This is a genomic window from Streptomyces sp. NPDC058295 (assembly GCF_042880655.1).
Taxonomy (GTDB): domain Bacteria; phylum Actinomycetota; class Actinomycetes; order Streptomycetales; family Streptomycetaceae; genus Streptomyces; species Streptomyces coriariae.
The window spans coordinates 96,444-111,865 of sequence record NZ_JBHVYO010000027.1 but is presented as its reverse complement, the minus strand read 5'-3'; the positions used below and the strand labels follow the sequence as shown (position 1 = coordinate 111,865).

The following is a 15,422-nucleotide window of genomic DNA, read 5'->3' as shown; positions in this document are numbered from 1 at the left end:
GTTCCTGCCGTGGCCCTGGGTGCTGCGGCACGAGGGGGCCAGCGGCGAGCCAGGGGTGCGTGGTCCGCTGGCCTGGTTGAGGAGCCTGCGGCGTGGTGGCGAGGAGCCGCCGGGTGATTACGCCGTAATCGCCTGCGGGCGGGGGAGTGGTGACAGGGGAGTGATTACGCCGTAATCACCTGCGGCGTAGTTCCTGCCGTGGCCCTGGGTGCTGCGGCACGAGGGGGCCAGCGGCGAGCCAGGGGTGCGTGGTCCGCTGGCCTGGTTGAGGAGCCTGCGGCGTGAGGGCGAGGAGCCGCCGGGTGATTACGCCGTAATCACCTGCGGGTACAGCCGTCCATGCATCAACTTGGTCTAGGTAACGTGTCGCTGAGGCAGATGATCTACGACGTTAGTATGGTGTCACCATGAGCACCCCAGCCACCTCCAGCGACCGCGAGAAGGTCGTCTCCAAACTGCCGGGACAGCTTCGGCAGAAGCTCAAAATCAGAGCCGCGCAGCTCGGCGTCGAGATCCAGAGCGCCGTCGAACAGGGCATCAAAGACTGGTGCACTCTGGCCTCGACGCCCACGACCGTCGACACCGCAGGCGCGGACTCCTTCTCCACCTGGATTCCGGCCGCCCAATGGAAAGAGTTCCGCGAAAGCGCCGGGGACCGGGGCGTCTCCCTCATCCAGGGGCTGGCTCAGGCCGTCCAGCTCTGGCTCGACACCAACCCCGCCCCGGGTGTCCGGCGTCCCGCCATCACCCGCCGCATCGTGGTCTGTAACCAGAAGGGCGGCGTCGGCAAGACCGCCATCACGGCGGGACTGGGTGAGGCGCTCGCCGAGGACGCCGACTCCCTGCATCCCGTGCGGGTAGCCAAGGCCCTCACCAAGGCCCTTCGCGCCAGCGAGACCGAAGCCGGCGAGGCCACTTTGGAAGACGGCGCCCTCGACATCGAGAACCTGCCCGGGCCCGGACAACGCGTCCTGCTCGTCGACTTCGACCCGCAGTGCCACCTCACCAACCAGCTTGGCGCCAGCCCGCTGCCGCTCAACGGCGACAGCCTCACCAATCACATGGCCGGCGACCCCAAGGGTGATCTGCGCGACCTGATCGTCGCCGTCGACGACGAAAGCTTCGACGGGCGTCTTCACCTGCTGCCCGCGTGCAACGACGCCTTTCTCCTCGACGTGCGCCTGTCCGCCGTCCGCGCCCGTGAAGCCGCTCTCGAGCGGGCCCTCGCTCCGCTGGAGAGTGATTACGACGTAATCATCGTCGACTGCCCGCCAAGCCTCGGCCTGAGCATGGATGCCGCCGCCTACTACGGCCGCCGCCGCGACGCCGAGAATCCCGGACAGTCCGGAGCCCTCATCGTCGTCCAGGCCGAGGACAGTTCCGCCGATGCCTACGAGCTCCTGACCACCCAGATCGAAGACCTGCGCAACGACCTCCAGATCGACATCGACTACCTCGGCATCGTCGTCAACCTCTACGACTCCCGGCGCGGCTACATCGCGACGTCTTCTCTCCAAGGGTGGGTCGACATAAAGGATCCGAGGGTGGTCGGGCTCATCGGCGACCTGAAGGAACAGAAAGAAGCAGTCCGCGTGAAGAAGCCCTTGCTGTCTTACGCGCCCAAGTCGCAGCAGGCCGTCGGCATGCGCGCGCTCGCCAGGGAGGTGCTGTGAGCAAGGCCGATCAGCTGGGCAGCGGCAGGTTCGGCGGGTCGGTGCGCAACGTCAGCGCGCGCCGGCAGGCCGTCGCCGCCGCCACAGGGGTCCCGACCGACGGAGTCGCCCCGCCGACGGAACTCCCCGTCCACCGCATCAGCCCGAACCCCGACAACCCCCGCTCCAGCCTCGGTGACCTGACCGACCTCGCCGGCAGCCTCAAGACTCACGGCCAGAAGCAGGCCATCACGGTCATGAACCGGGACGCTTACATCAAGGCCAACCCTGACCGCGCAGCCGACCTTGAGCACGACATCACGCACGTGGTCATCGACGGCAGCAGCCGGCTCGCGGCAGCCCGCGAAGCCGGGCTCACCACCCTCAAGGTCATGGTCAGTGACGAGCAAGGCGGCACCAGTGAGGAGCTCCTGGAGTCCGCCCTCGTTGCCAACATCCACCGCCAAGACCTTGAAGAGCTCGACGAAGCGCGCGCACTGCAACGTCTCCTGGCCATCCACGGCAGCCAGCGCGCTCTCGCCAAGCGCCTGCACCGCTCGCAGGGCTGGGTGTCACAGCGCGTTGCTCTCCTCAACCTCACCCCCGAACTGCAGTCCCGGATCGGGCAGGAGCCCATCGACCTGCTGCGCGCCGTCGGCAACAAGCCCGCCGACCAGCAGGAGGCCGCTCTGGCGGAGCTGAAGGCGGAACGGGCGCGCAAGGAACAACAGCTGCGGGCAGCCGTCTCCCAGCCAGTACGAAAGGAGGCAGTGCACGCGGCAGAGGCAGAGGCAGACGAGCAGGCGGAAGGTGCGCCGGAGGGTGACGACGGCGATGACGGCGTAATCAATGACCGTCCAAGCGACAACTCCCCGGCCACACCGGCCGAAGCGGAGCAGAGGGACGACGAGCCCGAACCCGGACCGGAGCTTGAACAGGGCGTACCGGAACCGCGCAACGCTCAAGCGGACCCGGCCAAGAAGGCGGTGGACAAGGAGGGCAGCCAGCCCCGCTCGCTGCCCTACGACGATCCGTGGTTCATCGCGATGCACCTCAAGCGGAAAATGGAAGAGCCGGCGTTCTTCGAATTGCTGCGCCAACTGGCCCAGGTTGGCCAAGAGCGCGACCCCGCGAAGTTCGCAGAGGCCATGGCGCAGTTCACCGTTGAGCCGGCGAGTTGAGCCGCCGCAGGCGCCTCCCGTGAATCCGCGACGGGAGGCGCCAATGGTGTCGCAGGGCCGCCAGGCACATGAAAGCGTGATGGTTGTTCAGGAGGTCCCATGCGGCAGGGGAGCGGTGCGTGGCTGACGGCGACATACCTCAGCTGACCCGGACGCACCGCGTTCTCATCGGCGTGGTCGTGGCCGGCCCCGTGATCATCGCCGGAATCGGCTTCGCCGGTTCGTACGCGGCCGTCCGGGAACTGACCCTCGAGAAGGGCCCTGTCGAAGGCCGGGACGCTGCCCGACGAGGCCGCCGCACGAACACCCCGTATGACCCCCTCCTCGCAGACGCCTAAAAAACCGGTGGGACGAGCCGCCCTCGGGTACGGGTACTCAGCCCGCGGAACAGGGCGGCCGAACGTGCGCCGGCACTCGGGTCCGGAGCGGGCCACTCCCTCGGGAACTCGGGGGTGGCCGGGGTGGCTAGTGCCGTGACCGGAATGGTTCATCCATCGCGGCGCCCGGCACGTCTCTAGATGGTCCAGGGCAGGCGGATGGCTTCGATCTCGAGGTCCGCGAGCAGCTTCATCAAGCGGGCGGGGGCCGCAGACTTTGGTCGCCCAGAGGTCGTAATCGGTGCAGCCTGGGTGACGCCCAGTCCCTCTTCGACCACCCGGACATTCTCCACACCCCATCCAACCTATGGGCCGCGGACCGCTGGGTGGCATTCCCTGAGTTCGCGCACTGCGACGCGTCCAAGGCGACCGTGTCATGCACCGTTCCGAAGCCGTGACCGGCTGGTAGGACACGACGCAGACTGGGGCGAGAGGGCCGAACGCTCCCGCCCCAGTCGCACCTCTAAAACCAGGAGAAGACATTGAACGATGGCATCACGTGGCTGGCCGACGCCTGGCGCGGAGACGCCCCCATCCTGTTCGTCACCTTCGCACGCGGCATCAGCCCACACGACCTCGTTGTCCGGCTTGGCGCCCGGCCCGGAGAAGTGCTCGACCCGATCACCTTCGCCGAAGCCGAGCGGCTGACGTTCAACGACCGCGAATCAGCCCGCGTAGCCCGCTTCGGTGAATGCGCCGACTGGTCATACGCGGTGGAGCAGGGCTGGCCCTCCAAGGCCTGGTGGGCTCACCCCGACGTCTCCGCAGGCGGGGTCGAAATCTTGCACCTGACCCCGAAGCCGGACGACCCGCCCAGGGAGTGCTGGTACTACCGCGACGGACAAACGGTCGGTCGCTTCGACATCGGCGACACACCGGACGAGGGCATGGCGTTCCTGCTCCCGGCGTTCGAAGAAGCCGGACTCCTCGATGATGCCGTGAGCGAGGAGTTCGACTCGTTGAGTGCGACACTGACTGCCTTGCAGCACCACTTCGGGCTGTCACTGCCGCGCCAGGAAATCCTGAATGACCGGCTGCCCGCAGCGGTGACAGCGGCCGTGCCGCCAGAAAACCTGGGGGACTAACGAGCAGGCCAAACTGGATGACGCGCACCGGCCGGTGCGGCTACCGGTGCGCACGGGGTGCGGGGGTACACCGCGTGGGCCAACAGCAGGCGCTCGTCGCGCATCGTCTCCAGAGTGCCGGCGGTGTCCGCAAGCCGCGAGCACCAGGGCGCGCGTATGATTACCGGCACCTCAACTACGGGGTCACGGACGGAACTTCCTCTCCGCCGGCGCGAGCCGGACACCGGACCAGAAGAACCAACCGCCACTGAACCCTCCCACCAGGGAGGCCGAGTGCAGGAGCAGCATGCCGAAGACCGCGTACATCTACGTCCCCGCGCCCTCGAAGAAGAACCTCGAGATCGGCCTTGACCGCGGACTGTGGGGATGGAAGAGCCCCACCCTCAACCGCGCATCCGGCCGCGCCGACGTCCAGAGCCTCGAAGTAGGCGACTACCTCGTCCTCGCCCACATCGGCCCGCAGGCGCGCGTACCTGCCGGCGGCTGGGCCAACGCCACTCTCAAGCGCGTCATCGTCACCCAGATCACCCAGCCCTACTTCCAGGACACCGCCCAGGTCTGGCCCGACGACACCTATCCGGAGCGCATCGGCATCGATCTCCTTGCCGACGAAGTCAACGTCACCGGCCAGACCCTCGGTGACCAGGCCGCCGAAGCACTCCGGCTGTCCGCCAACAAGCAGGGCTCGGCGCTCGTCTACCCCGGCACCGCCGCCCTCGCCCAGTTCGTCACCGAGTTGCCAACCGAAGACGAAGACGAGCAGCAGCCGCAGCTTCCCAACGAACCGGAAGCCGTGACGCACGCCGGCGCCGACAGCGCACTCGTTGCAGTACTGGTCCGCCGTGAGCAGAGCAAGCTCCGCAAGAAGATGCTCAACGGCGCTGACACCTTCACCTGCGCCCTGTGCGGGCGCCACCTCCCGGTCCGCTTCATTCGGGCCGCTCATATCAAGCGCCGCAGCCAGGCCTCTCGCGCAGAGCGCCTCCAGTTGGCGAACATCATGCCTGCCTGCCTCCTGGGCTGCGACGAGCTCTTCGAGCACGGCTACATCCACGTCACCGACACCGGCCACGTAGCTGTCAGCGGCAAGGCTGGCGAGCACCCCGCACTCAAGGAAGCAGCCGACCAGCTCGCTGGCAACCCCGTCGGCGGCTACAGCGAACACCGGGCCCCCTACTTCGCCTGGCACCGCAATAACATCGTTCAGTAGGGCCTCTTTGCTTCTAAACAGGGACCTCGATGTACTCCTTGACGAGGCAAGGCCAACGGCATCCCGGCAGTCGATCACGCCTGGGCCCATTCCAGGGTGTTGCCAGCTTGACTCCCTCCTCAGCGAGTCGGAGGGCCGGATTCCATGTACCTGGATATCGACTGCGGCTCACAGTCCCGCGCTCTCGACGGGACGGGGATGGAATCGCACGGACAGGTTCGCGGCGCCCGGACGAGGCGAGCGGGCGGTCGTATTCGCCCTGAGGAGGATCCCGAGGATCACAAGTGGGCGGCCCGCTTCACGTGGCATCCAGCACGCCAGTCGGTGCGGGTTCTTTTGTGCCTGGGAAGTCCTCCGCTTCCCAGGCGCCCTCCCAGGTCGGCTCGCCGGGTACAGCGGATGCAGCCGTGACGTACAAGGGCCAGACCCGGACGGCTTCCGCCACCGCGGACGAAGCCGGCTCGCCAGACGGCGCCGGTGCCGACGCGCGAAACGAGGCTGCCGAGGGCTGCACCGGGGGCGGGGTGCTTCGCCGCCCACCCGTTGAGTAGCCGCTGGTAGGCGTTCAGGCGCGGCGACTTCGGCTCGCTTCGGCCGTTCTCCCAGTTCCTCGCCGACTCGGTCGTCGTCTTCAGCGCGGTGGCCAGGCGGGCCTGGGTGATGCCGACGGCCTCACGCAGTCGGGCACGCTCCGCCGGAGGCAGGGGCAGGTGCGGCTCCTCGTTCAACAGAGCATCCACGGACGCGAACAGCTCTTCCTCAGGTGGCATGCCCGCACCTCGGACTCGAGATCCGACTGAACGTGGGAGCGCCTGGAGCGTCAGCGGTGAGCTCCTGCGTCATGCTGAGAGTGGAAACGGATCACTGTCCTACCGGCCTGTCCAGGGCCACTGCAGACCTCGGGGCACAGAGGGTCCACGGCTGGGTCCTGCCCAGGGCTTGCCCGCCGTGAGAGCTACGAGCCTTCCACTGCCTGCCAGTCGGGCAGGAGATCACCCCATGGGTGTCCCGGCGGCAAGCCGACGCGCGGATCGTCCACCCACGCTCTCCAGGCTTGCGGCAGCCGGACCGGGCAGTGCGACGTCGGCTGCTCCAGCAGGTCCCACGCGTCGCGGTAGCCCTCCCATGTTGGCGCGTACACGCGGGCCTGATCGAAGCCGGTGTTCCTCTTACCGGGCGGGACACCCGGCTCGGTCAGCCAGGCCTGGTGCTCCATCCACGCCGCAGCCCACACATGGTCGCGCGGGACGACGTACGACGCCGGCGCCCGCCCAGGCATCGGGTCCAGAGCGACGAAAACGAACCACTCGCGGTCGCTCAGGGACGGCAGCTGAGTCTTGGTCCCGCAGCGCCAGTTCGGCCGCAACATAGGGCTTGCCGCCTTGACCTGTACCTCGATCATGCGCCGGGTGCCATCAGCGCGGACGGCGAGAATATCGGTGCGCTCCAGCCCGTCGCGAGTGAGCGCGGCACCCCATCCGGCGCTTGCGAGCACCGAGCAGACCCAGTGTTCGCCGGCGCTCTTGGTCATCTTCGTGTCCACGACAGAGAGTATGCGCGACGCGATGGCCACGATGCGGAGCCGAGGCGGGCGACCAGCGCCGTGAGCCGTGCCTCTTGATGAGGTGGCGCGCCCGCCTCGGGCCAATGTGCGCCCTGCTGGTGAGTCGCTGTTCGTGAGGAGGAGATGTCCGAGAGTGACGAACGTTACAGGCGGTGCCTGAGTGACCGCTTCCGGCGTGCTTCCGTGCGCCGGTGTGCGCCTCGGGGAGCAACTCGCTTGCTGTGTAACGGATCTGACGGAGAACAAGTTTCGGGTTCACCGGGGCCGGGGTTCCGTCACGGAGAGGGGGAGCCGGCGGCCGCGGGCGGCGGGATTGTGCATCTGTCGACTTAGCGGCGAACCCGTGTCCGGTGCGCCTGCGGATTGCCGCCCGATATTCGGGTTCGGCAGTGCGATAAAGCGGCTTCGAATATGCCATGAAATGCTAGTGGAGAAGATTTACAGAGTGTGTCCGGAGTGAATCAAGAAGAGGTGGAAGATCCTTTTTTCTGTGCCCGCGTCCGTACGCGTAGTCGACGGGTGGGGTCGGTCGGCACCGTCCCGGATGACAGATTCTGTTGACTCTTGAACGAGACTAGTCATCTAGTAGCACTTTCGCGGCTGCATGTCGCAGGGATCCCCGTACCCATGCGTGCGCAAAAGGAGCAAAAGGGCATTCGAGGCGAGGCGTCTCGTTGGCATGTCCAGGGCGGGTAGGCGGACTGTAACAAGACCCCACGGGAAGGGGTTTTGACTGGTCAGTTGGGTGGTAGAGAGCCCTTAACACCGGATCTGGAGTGACCTTAACCCTGTCAGTGGTGTTTACTGGACATCGGTCTGTTCCTTGGTGGGTCCAGGCTCTCCGGGAGGTCTCGGCTGTGGTAGGCCGGGGCCTCCCTATTTTTGCTGTGTGTTTACGTCCACGCCTCCCGCCGCTCACCTGTGGAAACCCCTCGAGCGCCATCCATAGGCATCCGCGAATTACTGACCGTTAATTCTCCGTGTCAGGGCTGCTAAATGCCGGGAGTGCGTACGCCTATCCCGTGTAACAAAACCCCGCACGTGGGGGAGTTACGGGAACCCGTTCCCTCCTTGCGTGACGCTCGAAAACACGACTGGCTCTTCGCTCCCGCCGAGATGTAGCGTTATCCCCGCTCAGGTCTTCTCCACCCGCTCGGTCTACCACCCGCGCGGGGCTGAACCTCCCGGAGAGGGCCCTGGACCCACCACCTGGGGGCCCGTCGCACGACGGGCCCCCTGACTTCAACAGACCAAGGAACACCACTCCATGCGCACCGCCAACGCCGACGGCGCCGTTCCGCCGTCCCCTCGAGGGCTCCGCACCACGCCCATGACGTGTCGTCACCACGGCGCACCCCAGGACGCGTACACCGGCGCCCACGCCTATGGCCCGGCCGGAACGGGGGAGTGACGCATGTCCTCCACCACCGAGACGTCCCGGCTGACCGACCTTCTCCTCGGCCACCGGGCGATGCCTGACGGAAGCTTCCTGCAGCGCCTGTCGACCAGGACATGGCAGGCGATGCTCCAGGCACAGCCCCGCACTCGCGTCTTCGCCCGGGACGAGCTCCTGCCCCTGGGCGCCGACGACCGCTACGTGTACATCGTCATCGAAGGATGCGTACGCCAGGACCGCTTCCCCCTGGGCACCGCAGAAGGCATGCCCACGATCACCCGGTTCCGGGGCATCGGGCAGCTCGTCGGCGAGGCGAAACTCATCGGCGAGTCCAAACTCCTCTACTCCCGCTCGCGCGAGGGCCGCTCGCACGTCCCCACCCGGTGCCTGTCCCAGACGGTCGTCATCCCCTGGCGCGCCCGCTACATGAACCAACTGCTGCGCCGTCAGCCCGAGGTCCAGCTTGCCCTCCTGCGCAGCCTCGAAGACCGCAGCCGCTGCGACGAACTCGTCTACGCCATGGCCACCAGGCCTCCGTTCGAGCGCGTCAGCCGGCTCTTCACCCACCTCGCCGACATCGCCGGCGTTCCCGACCCCAGGACCTCCCAGCACACCGTCATCACCGGCCCGAGCCAGAAGGACATGGCCGCCGCCCTCCAGCTCAGCACCTCCACCGTGGAAAACGCGATCCGCACCCTGCGCTACCACGGCGTTGTCGAGGCCCGATACCGCAAGTTCCTCGTCCACGACCTCGAGGCTCTCCGCCAGTTCGCCACCGGAGCGTAGTACCGCCCGGTCCCTGCACCCACCACCACCCGTACGCCCGTCCCCGAGTGCTGGCGTACCCGCGAACGGACAGCACAATGACGACCAGCTCCACCACGCTGGCGCTCGGCACCAGCGCCGGCACCCTTGCGGTGACCGCCTGCTCCGCCCTCATCATGGGCGCCCTGGCCATGTACACCCTCCTGCACCACCGCCAGGTCTTCGCCTGGATGAGGAAGATCCGCAAGAAAGACGAGGAGAGCGCCGAACTCAACAAACCCGCCGAGTGGATCGACGACCTGTACAAGGCCCAGTGCGGACTCGCCCAGAAACCCTGCCGCGCCGCCGACTTCGACGAGGTCACCCGGATCGGCAACATGATCAAGGGCATCGCCGAGGACACCGACGCCATCCGCGTCGAGCTGTCCGAGGTCGTCAAGTGCGTCGGGATCTACACCGGCACGGCTCTGCCGGACCCGGGGCCCAGCCTGAAGGTGTCCCTCGTGGAGCACCACATCCTGCTGGTACGGGCAATGAAGCAGGAAGCCGCCCGCTGGGAACTGGAACGGGCCATCAACGCCACCCAGAAGAAGATCAAGGCCTTGCGCAACAGCTGACGTCGCCGCACCACAGGAGGGCCCGCCCCGTTCAGGAGGGCGGGCCCTCCTCGCGCACTCAGCACTGTACGAGCGTAGGGCCGCAGCCCGGACGTTTTCCCGCAAACCCACCGGACTGACGCAGGGCGAGCGACGCTGCTCCGCCGTCATTAGGCCCGACCGTTGCAGAGTTTGGGCGAGACCGCGCCTGACACACCTGTCGCCGGCCGGTTCGCCGGCCGATGGACGGCCCCCTCTATGCCCCTCTGGGCCGATCCGATACTGGTTCAGTCCTTCCTGGGCGTGGGCACCGTGACCTGAGCATCGTGTCGCCTGTTGCTCCGCCAGGGACCGGCCATCCGGGCAGACGGTCCCGTGGGGGTTCGGGATGCCGTACGAGGACAGGACTGTGACCGCGCTGGAGGCGGTGGCCGAGCAGGAGGATGTGGCGGAGCACGGATGGGCACTGGACTGGGACCTGCGCCCGGTCAGACAGCGCGTGTTCAACCTCGCCGAACGGGGCCTGACGGAGTTCGCGGGCCGGGAGGACCGTGCGGCGCTGTCGGCTTGCGAGGGCCGGGCCGTTCGCTGGGCGGCCCGCCTGACCGGGGCCGGCCACGATCTCCTCCTCTACAGCCGCTTCCGCCCTCAATCCGCCGAGGACGCTCCCGGGCCCGGTTTTTAGCGGGTGGAGCTGATCCCATCGCAGATGACGGCGCTGCGCCTGTTCGTCGCGCTCGCCGACCGGCTCCGGGTGCCGCCGACCGACGGGCTGGCGGAATGGGTGCACACGGCCCGGCGCGACCCCGTGGTGAAGCGGTACGTGCTCCACCTCTCGGCGGAGCAGATGGAGTGCGTGGCCTATGCGTTCTGGCTGCACCGGATGTCCCGCTCCGCGCTCGAGGCCAACCGCTTTACCCGGGACTACGGCATCACCCACAAACCCGGCTCCGGTGCCGCGCCGTCCCCTTTCTGTCGTGTCGTCGGCCCATGACCGCTTCGCCGCCGGGTCCCGGCCGGAACGCCACACGTTGTTCCGACGGTTCCGGTGTTGCATGGGTCTGTGCGGATCACCGTCACGGTGTGCCCGGATCACCGGACGCGGTCACCGGGACCCCCGGCGGAGGTGTTACTCACTTTCGGGTGACGGCCCGGGCCGGCCGCATCGGCGTGACCGGGCAGCAGACGGTTCCCGGCCAGTGCCTGCAAGGACGCTGGGTCTGGCCGAGCGTCAACACGGTGCACGGGCCGCATACATGGAGCATGCAGGCGAGAGTCACGGAAATATGGGCAACGGTTAACGTAGTCCATGTTTCCCTCCCAAGTCGTCCCTGAGGGTGTGCAAGCTGTGTGAGCGCGGCCGGCCGCCACTCGCACACCGCACCGGACCCCGTAGTAGCCGTGACGGCTGCTGAACGGGGATGGTGCTCGCACCATCAGGGGACTCCTTGACTGCTTCCATCACCGCGCGCCGTCTGGCCGTCGCCACACTTGCCGCCGGCGCTCTCGTCTCGGTGGCGGCGCTGCCGGCGACCGCGGCCGACCACGCCGCCCGCACCACCCGCAGGTGGAGATCTCGGCGGTGCAGTACGACTCCCCGGGACGCGACGACCGCTCCAACCGCTCGCTGAACAAGGAGTGGGTGGAGCTGACCAACACCACCCGCCAGTCGGTCAACCTGGACGGCTGGATCCTGCGCCGGTCTCTGCCTGCCGCTGCTGCACGGCGGCGATCTTCGCATCGATGCGGCCCAGCCACAGCGTGTGCCACACCCGCAGCGTCTCTAGACGCGGCAGGTCCTCCGGCAGGTCATCGAACACATATTTGATTCTAGGTGTACGGGCTTGCCGGTTCGACTGAGGGCTACCACCGGGCGGCGGGTCCGTCGCCCATGCTGCGGAGGCCGGGGCGCCCTGGTGCGTCCTCGCGGGCTGGCGGGGTCACGCGTCGGCTTCCGCGGGGCCGGGCTGCTGGCTAGGGCAGGGCGTCCTGGATGTTTGCGCGGGTGTCGAGCACGGTGTCGGTACCGGTGATTTCCAGGAGGTGCCGTAGCTGGCGGGGCGGCCCTGCGATGCGCAGCGAGGTCATGTGGTGGATGCGCAGCAGCAGGTTCAGGAAGGTCGAGTCGGCGAAGGAGACGCCGGAGACGTCGAACACCAGGCGGGGGTGTTTGCGGGCGGCGGTGTCGAGTGCTTCCTTGGTGTCGTAGTCGCCGTGTGCGACGACGACCCATGCCCCGTCCTGCTCGTACTGCACCGTCGTTCCTTTGCCGTCGGGTCCGTGGCTCATGTCGAGATCATGCCCCGGCTCCCGGTGAGGGTGGTAGGGCGCCGTGCACGGTGGCCGGGAGAGGCGAGGGGTCAGGCGCTGCGCGGCCGCCGTCCGTGTCCGGTCGTCTTCTTTGCCGAGGCGGTCTTCTTGGCCGGCTGCTTCTTCCCCGCCGATTTCTTGGCCGTGGCCTTCTTCGCGGCCGTTCTCTTCTTCGGCAGTTCGTGGATGTCGGCGTCCTCGCCGCGGGAGGCCTTCGCCTTGGACACGGATTCCTCGAGCGCAGCCATCAGGTCCAGGACCCGGCCCGGCTTCTCCGGCTCGGGCATCTCGGGGAGCGGCTTCTCCTCCCGCTTGGCTTCGATGATCTTCTCCATGGCCTCGGTGTAGGTGTCCTTGAAGTCGTCGCCTTCGAGGTCGTCGCGGGACATGGACTCCATCAGGGCAAGGGCGCCCTTGATCTCCTCCTCGGACACGTCCACCGGCGGCGGGAGGAGCTCGGAGGGGTCGCGGATCTCGTCGGGCCAGTGCATGGCGTGCAGGACGATGGCGTCGCCGCGGACTCGCAGCATGCCGAGCCGCTCACGCCCGGACCACGCGTACTTGGCGATGGCCACCTTCGACGAGCGCGCCAGCGCCTCGCGGAGCAGCTTGTAGGGCTTCGCCGCGACCTGCCCGTCCGGGGAAAGGTAGTAGCCCTCGCCGATCCGGATCGGGTCGATGTCGTCCGCCGCGACGAAGGCGTCGATCTCGATCGCCTTCGCCGTCGGCAGCGGCAGGTCACGAAGTTCCTCGTCGCTGATGGCAACGACCTGGTCCTTGGCGTACTCGTAGCCCTTGCCGATCTCGGTGTTCGACACCTCGCGGTCCTCGAGCTCGCAGACCTTGCGGGTGCGGATCCGGCCCATGTCTTCCAAGTGGTACTGGTGGAACTGGATCGAGTGGTTCTCGGTGGCGGACTGGACATGGATCGGGACGGTGACCAGGCCGAACGAGATGGCGCCGGACCAGATGGTTCGGGGCATGGCACACCTCCGCAGCAGGCCCCGAGCAGCAACAGCCTACGAAGGGCGCGCGCTGCCCGCACCAGCTGGTCATGGCGGGGGAGTGAGGGGTTCGGACGGCCGCTGTGTCTGCGTCTGTTCTGGTGGTGGGGGAGCGGTGGCCTGCCGGATGCGGTGATGTGGTCCAGGCCCACGGTGTAGTCCTCGGCTTCGGCGGCCTTGCCAAGGAAGGCATCTTCGTGGCGTCGTCGCATGGCTTCCGTGCGGGCGGTGGCGCAGGTGGTGACGAGAGTGGTGATGGCTGCGGCGGTGGTCGGGAGCAGGAGAGGGAGCACGATCCACCAGGAGGCGTGGGCGAGGGCCGAGGTGCCGGCGGCGAGGCCAGAGAGGGCGTGGCAGGGGAGGGTGGGGGTGTTCATGGTCGGCTCCCGGTCAGGGTGCGGTGGTCGCTGGTGTGTCACCCCTTGTGTGCGGAGCCGCCGGCAGGGACAGCGGCGGGGGTGTGCAGGCAGGTTGACGGGGGTGGCGGTTAGCGGCGCAACCCCGCTGGACGGGCAGCACTCTCGCCTGCCACTGGGCGTATTCGAGGCCTGTGAGCTGCGACTCCACCCGCAGCCTTGAATCCGTGCTCCGTCGTGAGTTAATGAGCCGGTGACCTGCCTGGCGGCCAGGAGGGACGGACGCGCTCTACCTCATGGCACCGCTAGTGGCTCTGCTCGAATCGTTGGCCGGGTAGCGGGACTCTGCAGGGTTTCCGATCGTGACAGTCGCTGCGGAGCAAATCCGCGACGGTTCTCGTGGGTCGTGCCAGTGTGAGGGCGTGGCAAAGATCGAGATGGCAGACGTGTTTGCGGCCGGACGCCGCGGTAGGCGTGGGAGTCTCTACGCATATCGGGTGCGCGAGCTCGGCCGCAGCGCGGTAGTTCTGTGGGTCGGTGGCGGGGCGAACCTGATCAGGTGGTGGCGTTGCCAGAAGCTGATCGCTGTCAGGTGCCGGTGTTTATGACCGTTCGGCAGGCACGGATGTATGCGAGCCGACGGGGGCGCAGGCTGGCCACTTCTGAGGCCAATACTTTGGAGCTCGCCCGTGTTCAGCATTGGCTGGAGGACCCGGTGCGCCGGCACGTCCCCTCGGGTGCGGTGCTGGAGGCGTGGAACTTCTTCGAGGACCTGGCCAGAGGACTCGGTGAGGTCCGTCGGCTGCCCCAGCAAAGCGCGGTGCATAACAGCGCCTACGAGAAGCTGCTCGGAGGCGAGTACGCCGCATGGACTCCCGCGGAGAAACGGGCGGTACTGGAACTGGTCAGGGCCGGGGTGAGCTGTGGAACTCCTGCCCAGTGATCGTAAAGCCCTGCTCGAGCATCGTCTTCGACAGTGGACGGGTCGTCTCCCGGGGTTCGTGACTTGTGCGTCGGTTGGCTCCCTGAGGTGCTTTTGCGCAGCCGTGGCCGGGTAATCGGTCCATGATCGGATCGGTGAGTCGGATCGTCTTGGGGTGTCCCCCGCTCCATTTTGGGTCCAGTGCGGGTGGCAGTGGAGACAGCAAGGGCCAAGACCCGCTCTTCCCGGAGCCGGGACAGCTGGTCGCTGCCGTCCCCGGCGAGTGTGGTAGACGGCAGCGGCAACTTGTCCGGGCATGGGCACGGTCTCCAGCGATACGGGGGACAAGGGCAGGGAGTCCGCCAACCCCTGCACTACGGGCCTGTCTTGCGCGTAGCGTGGCGGTGAGACTCGCTTGGAGGTGCCGTGAGCGCGCAGCCCGACCACATCCCCGCCGTATCCGCCCCGGGCGCCGCCGCGCAGTTGCTCGCCGAACTGCGGGCCGACCGCCGCGCCGGCACCTGGGTGCCCGCGTTCGAGCAGGACTGGGCACGCGCCCTGGACGACGCCCGGCACTGCTACAGCCTCGCCCCGCTCCACGACGTCGTACGCACCTGGACGGCCCGGCTCGCCGCCGCGCCGACCGTCGACGCGTTCCTTGCGGGCGGCTGCGACGACTCCGACGGCATCGACGTCGACCAAGTCCTTGGGGCCCGCCCATGAGCGACGGGCCGCCCTGGTCCGCGCGCCTGTCCCCTCAGACCGCAACCACCGCCCGCGAGCTGCCCGACCATGCCCGCGCGATCCTGCGGGACGTACTGAACATCGCCGCCCGTGACCCGTGGTCCTTTCCGCCCTTCGACCCCCGTGATCCCGAGGGCGAGGACGTGCGCTCCGCTGCGGTCGGACCACTCAGCGTCGTGTACTGGATCAACCGCCCGGCCGCACGTCTGTACGTCGTCGACATCATCTGGATCGGCTGACAGCCGACGCCCGCAGTGGTC

At 67.7% G+C, this 15,422-nt stretch carries 18 protein-coding genes and 1 pseudogene; 14 read left to right on the top strand and 5 right to left on the bottom strand.

From position 1 onward, the window contains the following. Positions 1 to 407 precede the first annotated feature (407 nt). The 5 genes from ACFVYS_RS27195 to ACFVYS_RS27175 all read left to right on the top strand — a co-directional run bounded on the left by ACFVYS_RS27195 (position 408) and on the right by ACFVYS_RS27175 (position 5,505). Positions 408 to 1,673: an AAA family ATPase gene (locus tag ACFVYS_RS27195; RefSeq protein ID WP_389506089.1), complete on the top strand. Its 1,266-nt coding sequence runs from the start codon at positions 408 to 410 to the stop codon at positions 1,671 to 1,673. Next, the gene (locus ACFVYS_RS27190) at positions 1,670 to 2,833 is read left to right on the top strand and encodes a ParB/RepB/Spo0J family partition protein (protein ID WP_389506087.1); all 1,164 of its coding nucleotides are present in this window, start codon (positions 1,670 to 1,672) and stop codon (positions 2,831 to 2,833) included. Before ACFVYS_RS27195 ends, ACFVYS_RS27190 begins: the two co-directional genes overlap by 4 nt. Before the next feature lie 119 nt (positions 2,834 to 2,952). After that, a complete protein-coding gene (locus ACFVYS_RS27185; protein ID WP_389506121.1) occupies positions 2,953 to 3,171 on the top strand; it encodes a hypothetical protein in 219 nt (72 codons plus the stop codon). 521 nt (positions 3,172 to 3,692) lie between these two features. Beyond that, a complete protein-coding gene (locus ACFVYS_RS27180) occupies positions 3,693 to 4,295 on the top strand; it encodes a hypothetical protein (RefSeq protein ID WP_389506085.1) in 603 nt (200 codons plus the stop codon). Between the two features lie 286 nt (positions 4,296 to 4,581). Next, positions 4,582 to 5,505 carry a hypothetical protein gene (locus ACFVYS_RS27175; protein WP_362575040.1) on the top strand — a complete coding sequence of 308 codons (924 nt, stop codon included), beginning with the start codon at positions 4,582 to 4,584 and terminating at the stop codon, positions 5,503 to 5,505. Positions 5,506 to 5,783: 278 nt separating this feature from the next. On the opposite strand, the gene ACFVYS_RS27170 is transcribed toward ACFVYS_RS27175, so the two are convergent. Both ACFVYS_RS27170 and ACFVYS_RS27165 read right to left on the bottom strand, forming a co-directional pair. Next, complete coding sequence (locus tag ACFVYS_RS27170) at positions 5,784 to 6,275, bottom strand: helix-turn-helix domain-containing protein (protein WP_389506083.1); 492 nt, start codon at positions 6,273 to 6,275, stop codon at positions 5,784 to 5,786. A 185-nt stretch (positions 6,276 to 6,460) separates the two neighbouring features. Then, positions 6,461 to 7,048 carry a hypothetical protein gene (locus ACFVYS_RS27165; RefSeq protein ID WP_389506081.1) on the bottom strand — a complete coding sequence of 196 codons (588 nt, stop codon included), beginning with the start codon at positions 7,046 to 7,048 and terminating at the stop codon, positions 6,461 to 6,463. Positions 7,049 to 8,336: 1,288 nt separating this feature from the next. On the opposite strand from ACFVYS_RS27165, the gene ACFVYS_RS27160 reads away from it, so the two are divergent. From ACFVYS_RS27160 to ACFVYS_RS27135, 6 genes and pseudogenes are all read left to right on the top strand, one after another. Next, on the top strand, positions 8,337 to 8,480 hold the full coding sequence (locus ACFVYS_RS27160; RefSeq protein ID WP_389506079.1) for a hypothetical protein: 144 nt from the start codon (positions 8,337 to 8,339) through the stop codon (positions 8,478 to 8,480). A 3-nt stretch (positions 8,481 to 8,483) separates the two neighbouring features. Continuing rightward, positions 8,484 to 9,251 (top strand): Crp/Fnr family transcriptional regulator, encoded by a 768-nt coding sequence (locus ACFVYS_RS27155; protein WP_389506077.1) that lies wholly within the window; start codon positions 8,484 to 8,486, stop codon positions 9,249 to 9,251. Between the two features lie 77 nt (positions 9,252 to 9,328). Further along, positions 9,329 to 9,847 (top strand): hypothetical protein, encoded by a 519-nt coding sequence (locus ACFVYS_RS27150; RefSeq protein WP_389506075.1) that lies wholly within the window; start codon positions 9,329 to 9,331, stop codon positions 9,845 to 9,847. A gap of 388 nt (positions 9,848 to 10,235) precedes the next feature. Beyond that, positions 10,236 to 10,511 carry a hypothetical protein gene (locus ACFVYS_RS27145; RefSeq protein ID WP_389506073.1) on the top strand — a complete coding sequence of 92 codons (276 nt, stop codon included), beginning with the start codon at positions 10,236 to 10,238 and terminating at the stop codon, positions 10,509 to 10,511. 24 nt (positions 10,512 to 10,535) lie between these two features. Next, positions 10,536 to 10,820: a DUF6417 family protein gene (locus tag ACFVYS_RS27140; protein ID WP_389506071.1), complete on the top strand. Its 285-nt coding sequence runs from the start codon at positions 10,536 to 10,538 to the stop codon at positions 10,818 to 10,820. 427 nt (positions 10,821 to 11,247) lie between these two features. After that, positions 11,248 to 11,522, top strand: a pseudogene (locus ACFVYS_RS27135) (lamin tail domain-containing protein); the annotation flags it as partial. Here ACFVYS_RS27135 and ACFVYS_RS27130 read toward each other — a convergent pair. The 3 genes from ACFVYS_RS27130 to ACFVYS_RS27120 all read right to left on the bottom strand — a co-directional run bounded on the left by ACFVYS_RS27130 (position 11,500) and on the right by ACFVYS_RS27120 (position 13,119). Next, positions 11,500 to 11,646, bottom strand: coding sequence for a hypothetical protein (locus ACFVYS_RS27130; RefSeq protein WP_389506119.1), 147 nt, complete (start codon positions 11,644 to 11,646; stop codon positions 11,500 to 11,502). The pseudogene ACFVYS_RS27135 and the gene ACFVYS_RS27130 sit on opposite strands and share 23 nt — an antisense overlap. Positions 11,647 to 11,800: 154 nt before the next feature. After that, on the bottom strand, positions 11,801 to 12,115 hold the full coding sequence (locus ACFVYS_RS27125) for an STAS domain-containing protein (RefSeq protein ID WP_389506069.1): 315 nt from the start codon (positions 12,113 to 12,115) through the stop codon (positions 11,801 to 11,803). Between the two features lie 71 nt (positions 12,116 to 12,186). Continuing rightward, complete coding sequence (locus tag ACFVYS_RS27120) at positions 12,187 to 13,119, bottom strand: Ku protein (RefSeq protein WP_389506067.1); 933 nt, start codon at positions 13,117 to 13,119, stop codon at positions 12,187 to 12,189. 981 nt (positions 13,120 to 14,100) lie between these two features. On the opposite strand from ACFVYS_RS27120, the gene ACFVYS_RS27115 reads away from it, so the two are divergent. The 3 genes from ACFVYS_RS27115 to ACFVYS_RS27105 all read left to right on the top strand — a co-directional run bounded on the left by ACFVYS_RS27115 (position 14,101) and on the right by ACFVYS_RS27105 (position 15,401). Next, entirely contained in the window at positions 14,101 to 14,439 is a 339-nt protein-coding gene (locus ACFVYS_RS27115) for a hypothetical protein (RefSeq protein WP_389506065.1), read from the top strand. Between the two features lie 405 nt (positions 14,440 to 14,844). Next, on the top strand, positions 14,845 to 15,141 hold the full coding sequence (locus ACFVYS_RS27110; protein WP_389506063.1) for a DUF6247 family protein: 297 nt from the start codon (positions 14,845 to 14,847) through the stop codon (positions 15,139 to 15,141). Next, the gene (locus ACFVYS_RS27105; RefSeq protein WP_389506061.1) at positions 15,138 to 15,401 is read left to right on the top strand and encodes a hypothetical protein; all 264 of its coding nucleotides are present in this window, start codon (positions 15,138 to 15,140) and stop codon (positions 15,399 to 15,401) included. The genes ACFVYS_RS27110 and ACFVYS_RS27105 overlap by 4 nt, the downstream gene beginning before the upstream one ends. Positions 15,402 to 15,422: the final 21 nt, after the last annotated feature.

Coding starts and splice junctions, on each gene's coding strand:
- ACFVYS_RS27195 (WP_389506089.1), top strand. CDS start 408: ATGAGCACCCCAGCCACCTCCAGCGACCGCGAGAAGGTCGTCTCCAAA.
- ACFVYS_RS27175 (WP_362575040.1), top strand. CDS start 4,582: ATGCCGAAGACCGCGTACATCTACGTCCCCGCGCCCTCGAAGAAGAAC.
- ACFVYS_RS27170 (WP_389506083.1), bottom strand. CDS start 6,275: ATGCCACCTGAGGAAGAGCTGTTCGCGTCCGTGGATGCTCTGTTGAAC.
- ACFVYS_RS27160 (WP_389506079.1), top strand. CDS start 8,337: ATGCGCACCGCCAACGCCGACGGCGCCGTTCCGCCGTCCCCTCGAGGG.
- ACFVYS_RS27155 (WP_389506077.1), top strand. CDS start 8,484: ATGTCCTCCACCACCGAGACGTCCCGGCTGACCGACCTTCTCCTCGGC.
- ACFVYS_RS27150 (WP_389506075.1), top strand. CDS start 9,329: ATGACGACCAGCTCCACCACGCTGGCGCTCGGCACCAGCGCCGGCACC.
- ACFVYS_RS27140 (WP_389506071.1), top strand. CDS start 10,536: ATGACGGCGCTGCGCCTGTTCGTCGCGCTCGCCGACCGGCTCCGGGTG.
- ACFVYS_RS27125 (WP_389506069.1), bottom strand. CDS start 12,115: ATGAGCCACGGACCCGACGGCAAAGGAACGACGGTGCAGTACGAGCAG.
- ACFVYS_RS27120 (WP_389506067.1), bottom strand. CDS start 13,119: ATGCCCCGAACCATCTGGTCCGGCGCCATCTCGTTCGGCCTGGTCACC.
- ACFVYS_RS27115 (WP_389506065.1), top strand. CDS start 14,101: ATGACCGTTCGGCAGGCACGGATGTATGCGAGCCGACGGGGGCGCAGG.
- ACFVYS_RS27105 (WP_389506061.1), top strand. CDS start 15,138: ATGAGCGACGGGCCGCCCTGGTCCGCGCGCCTGTCCCCTCAGACCGCA.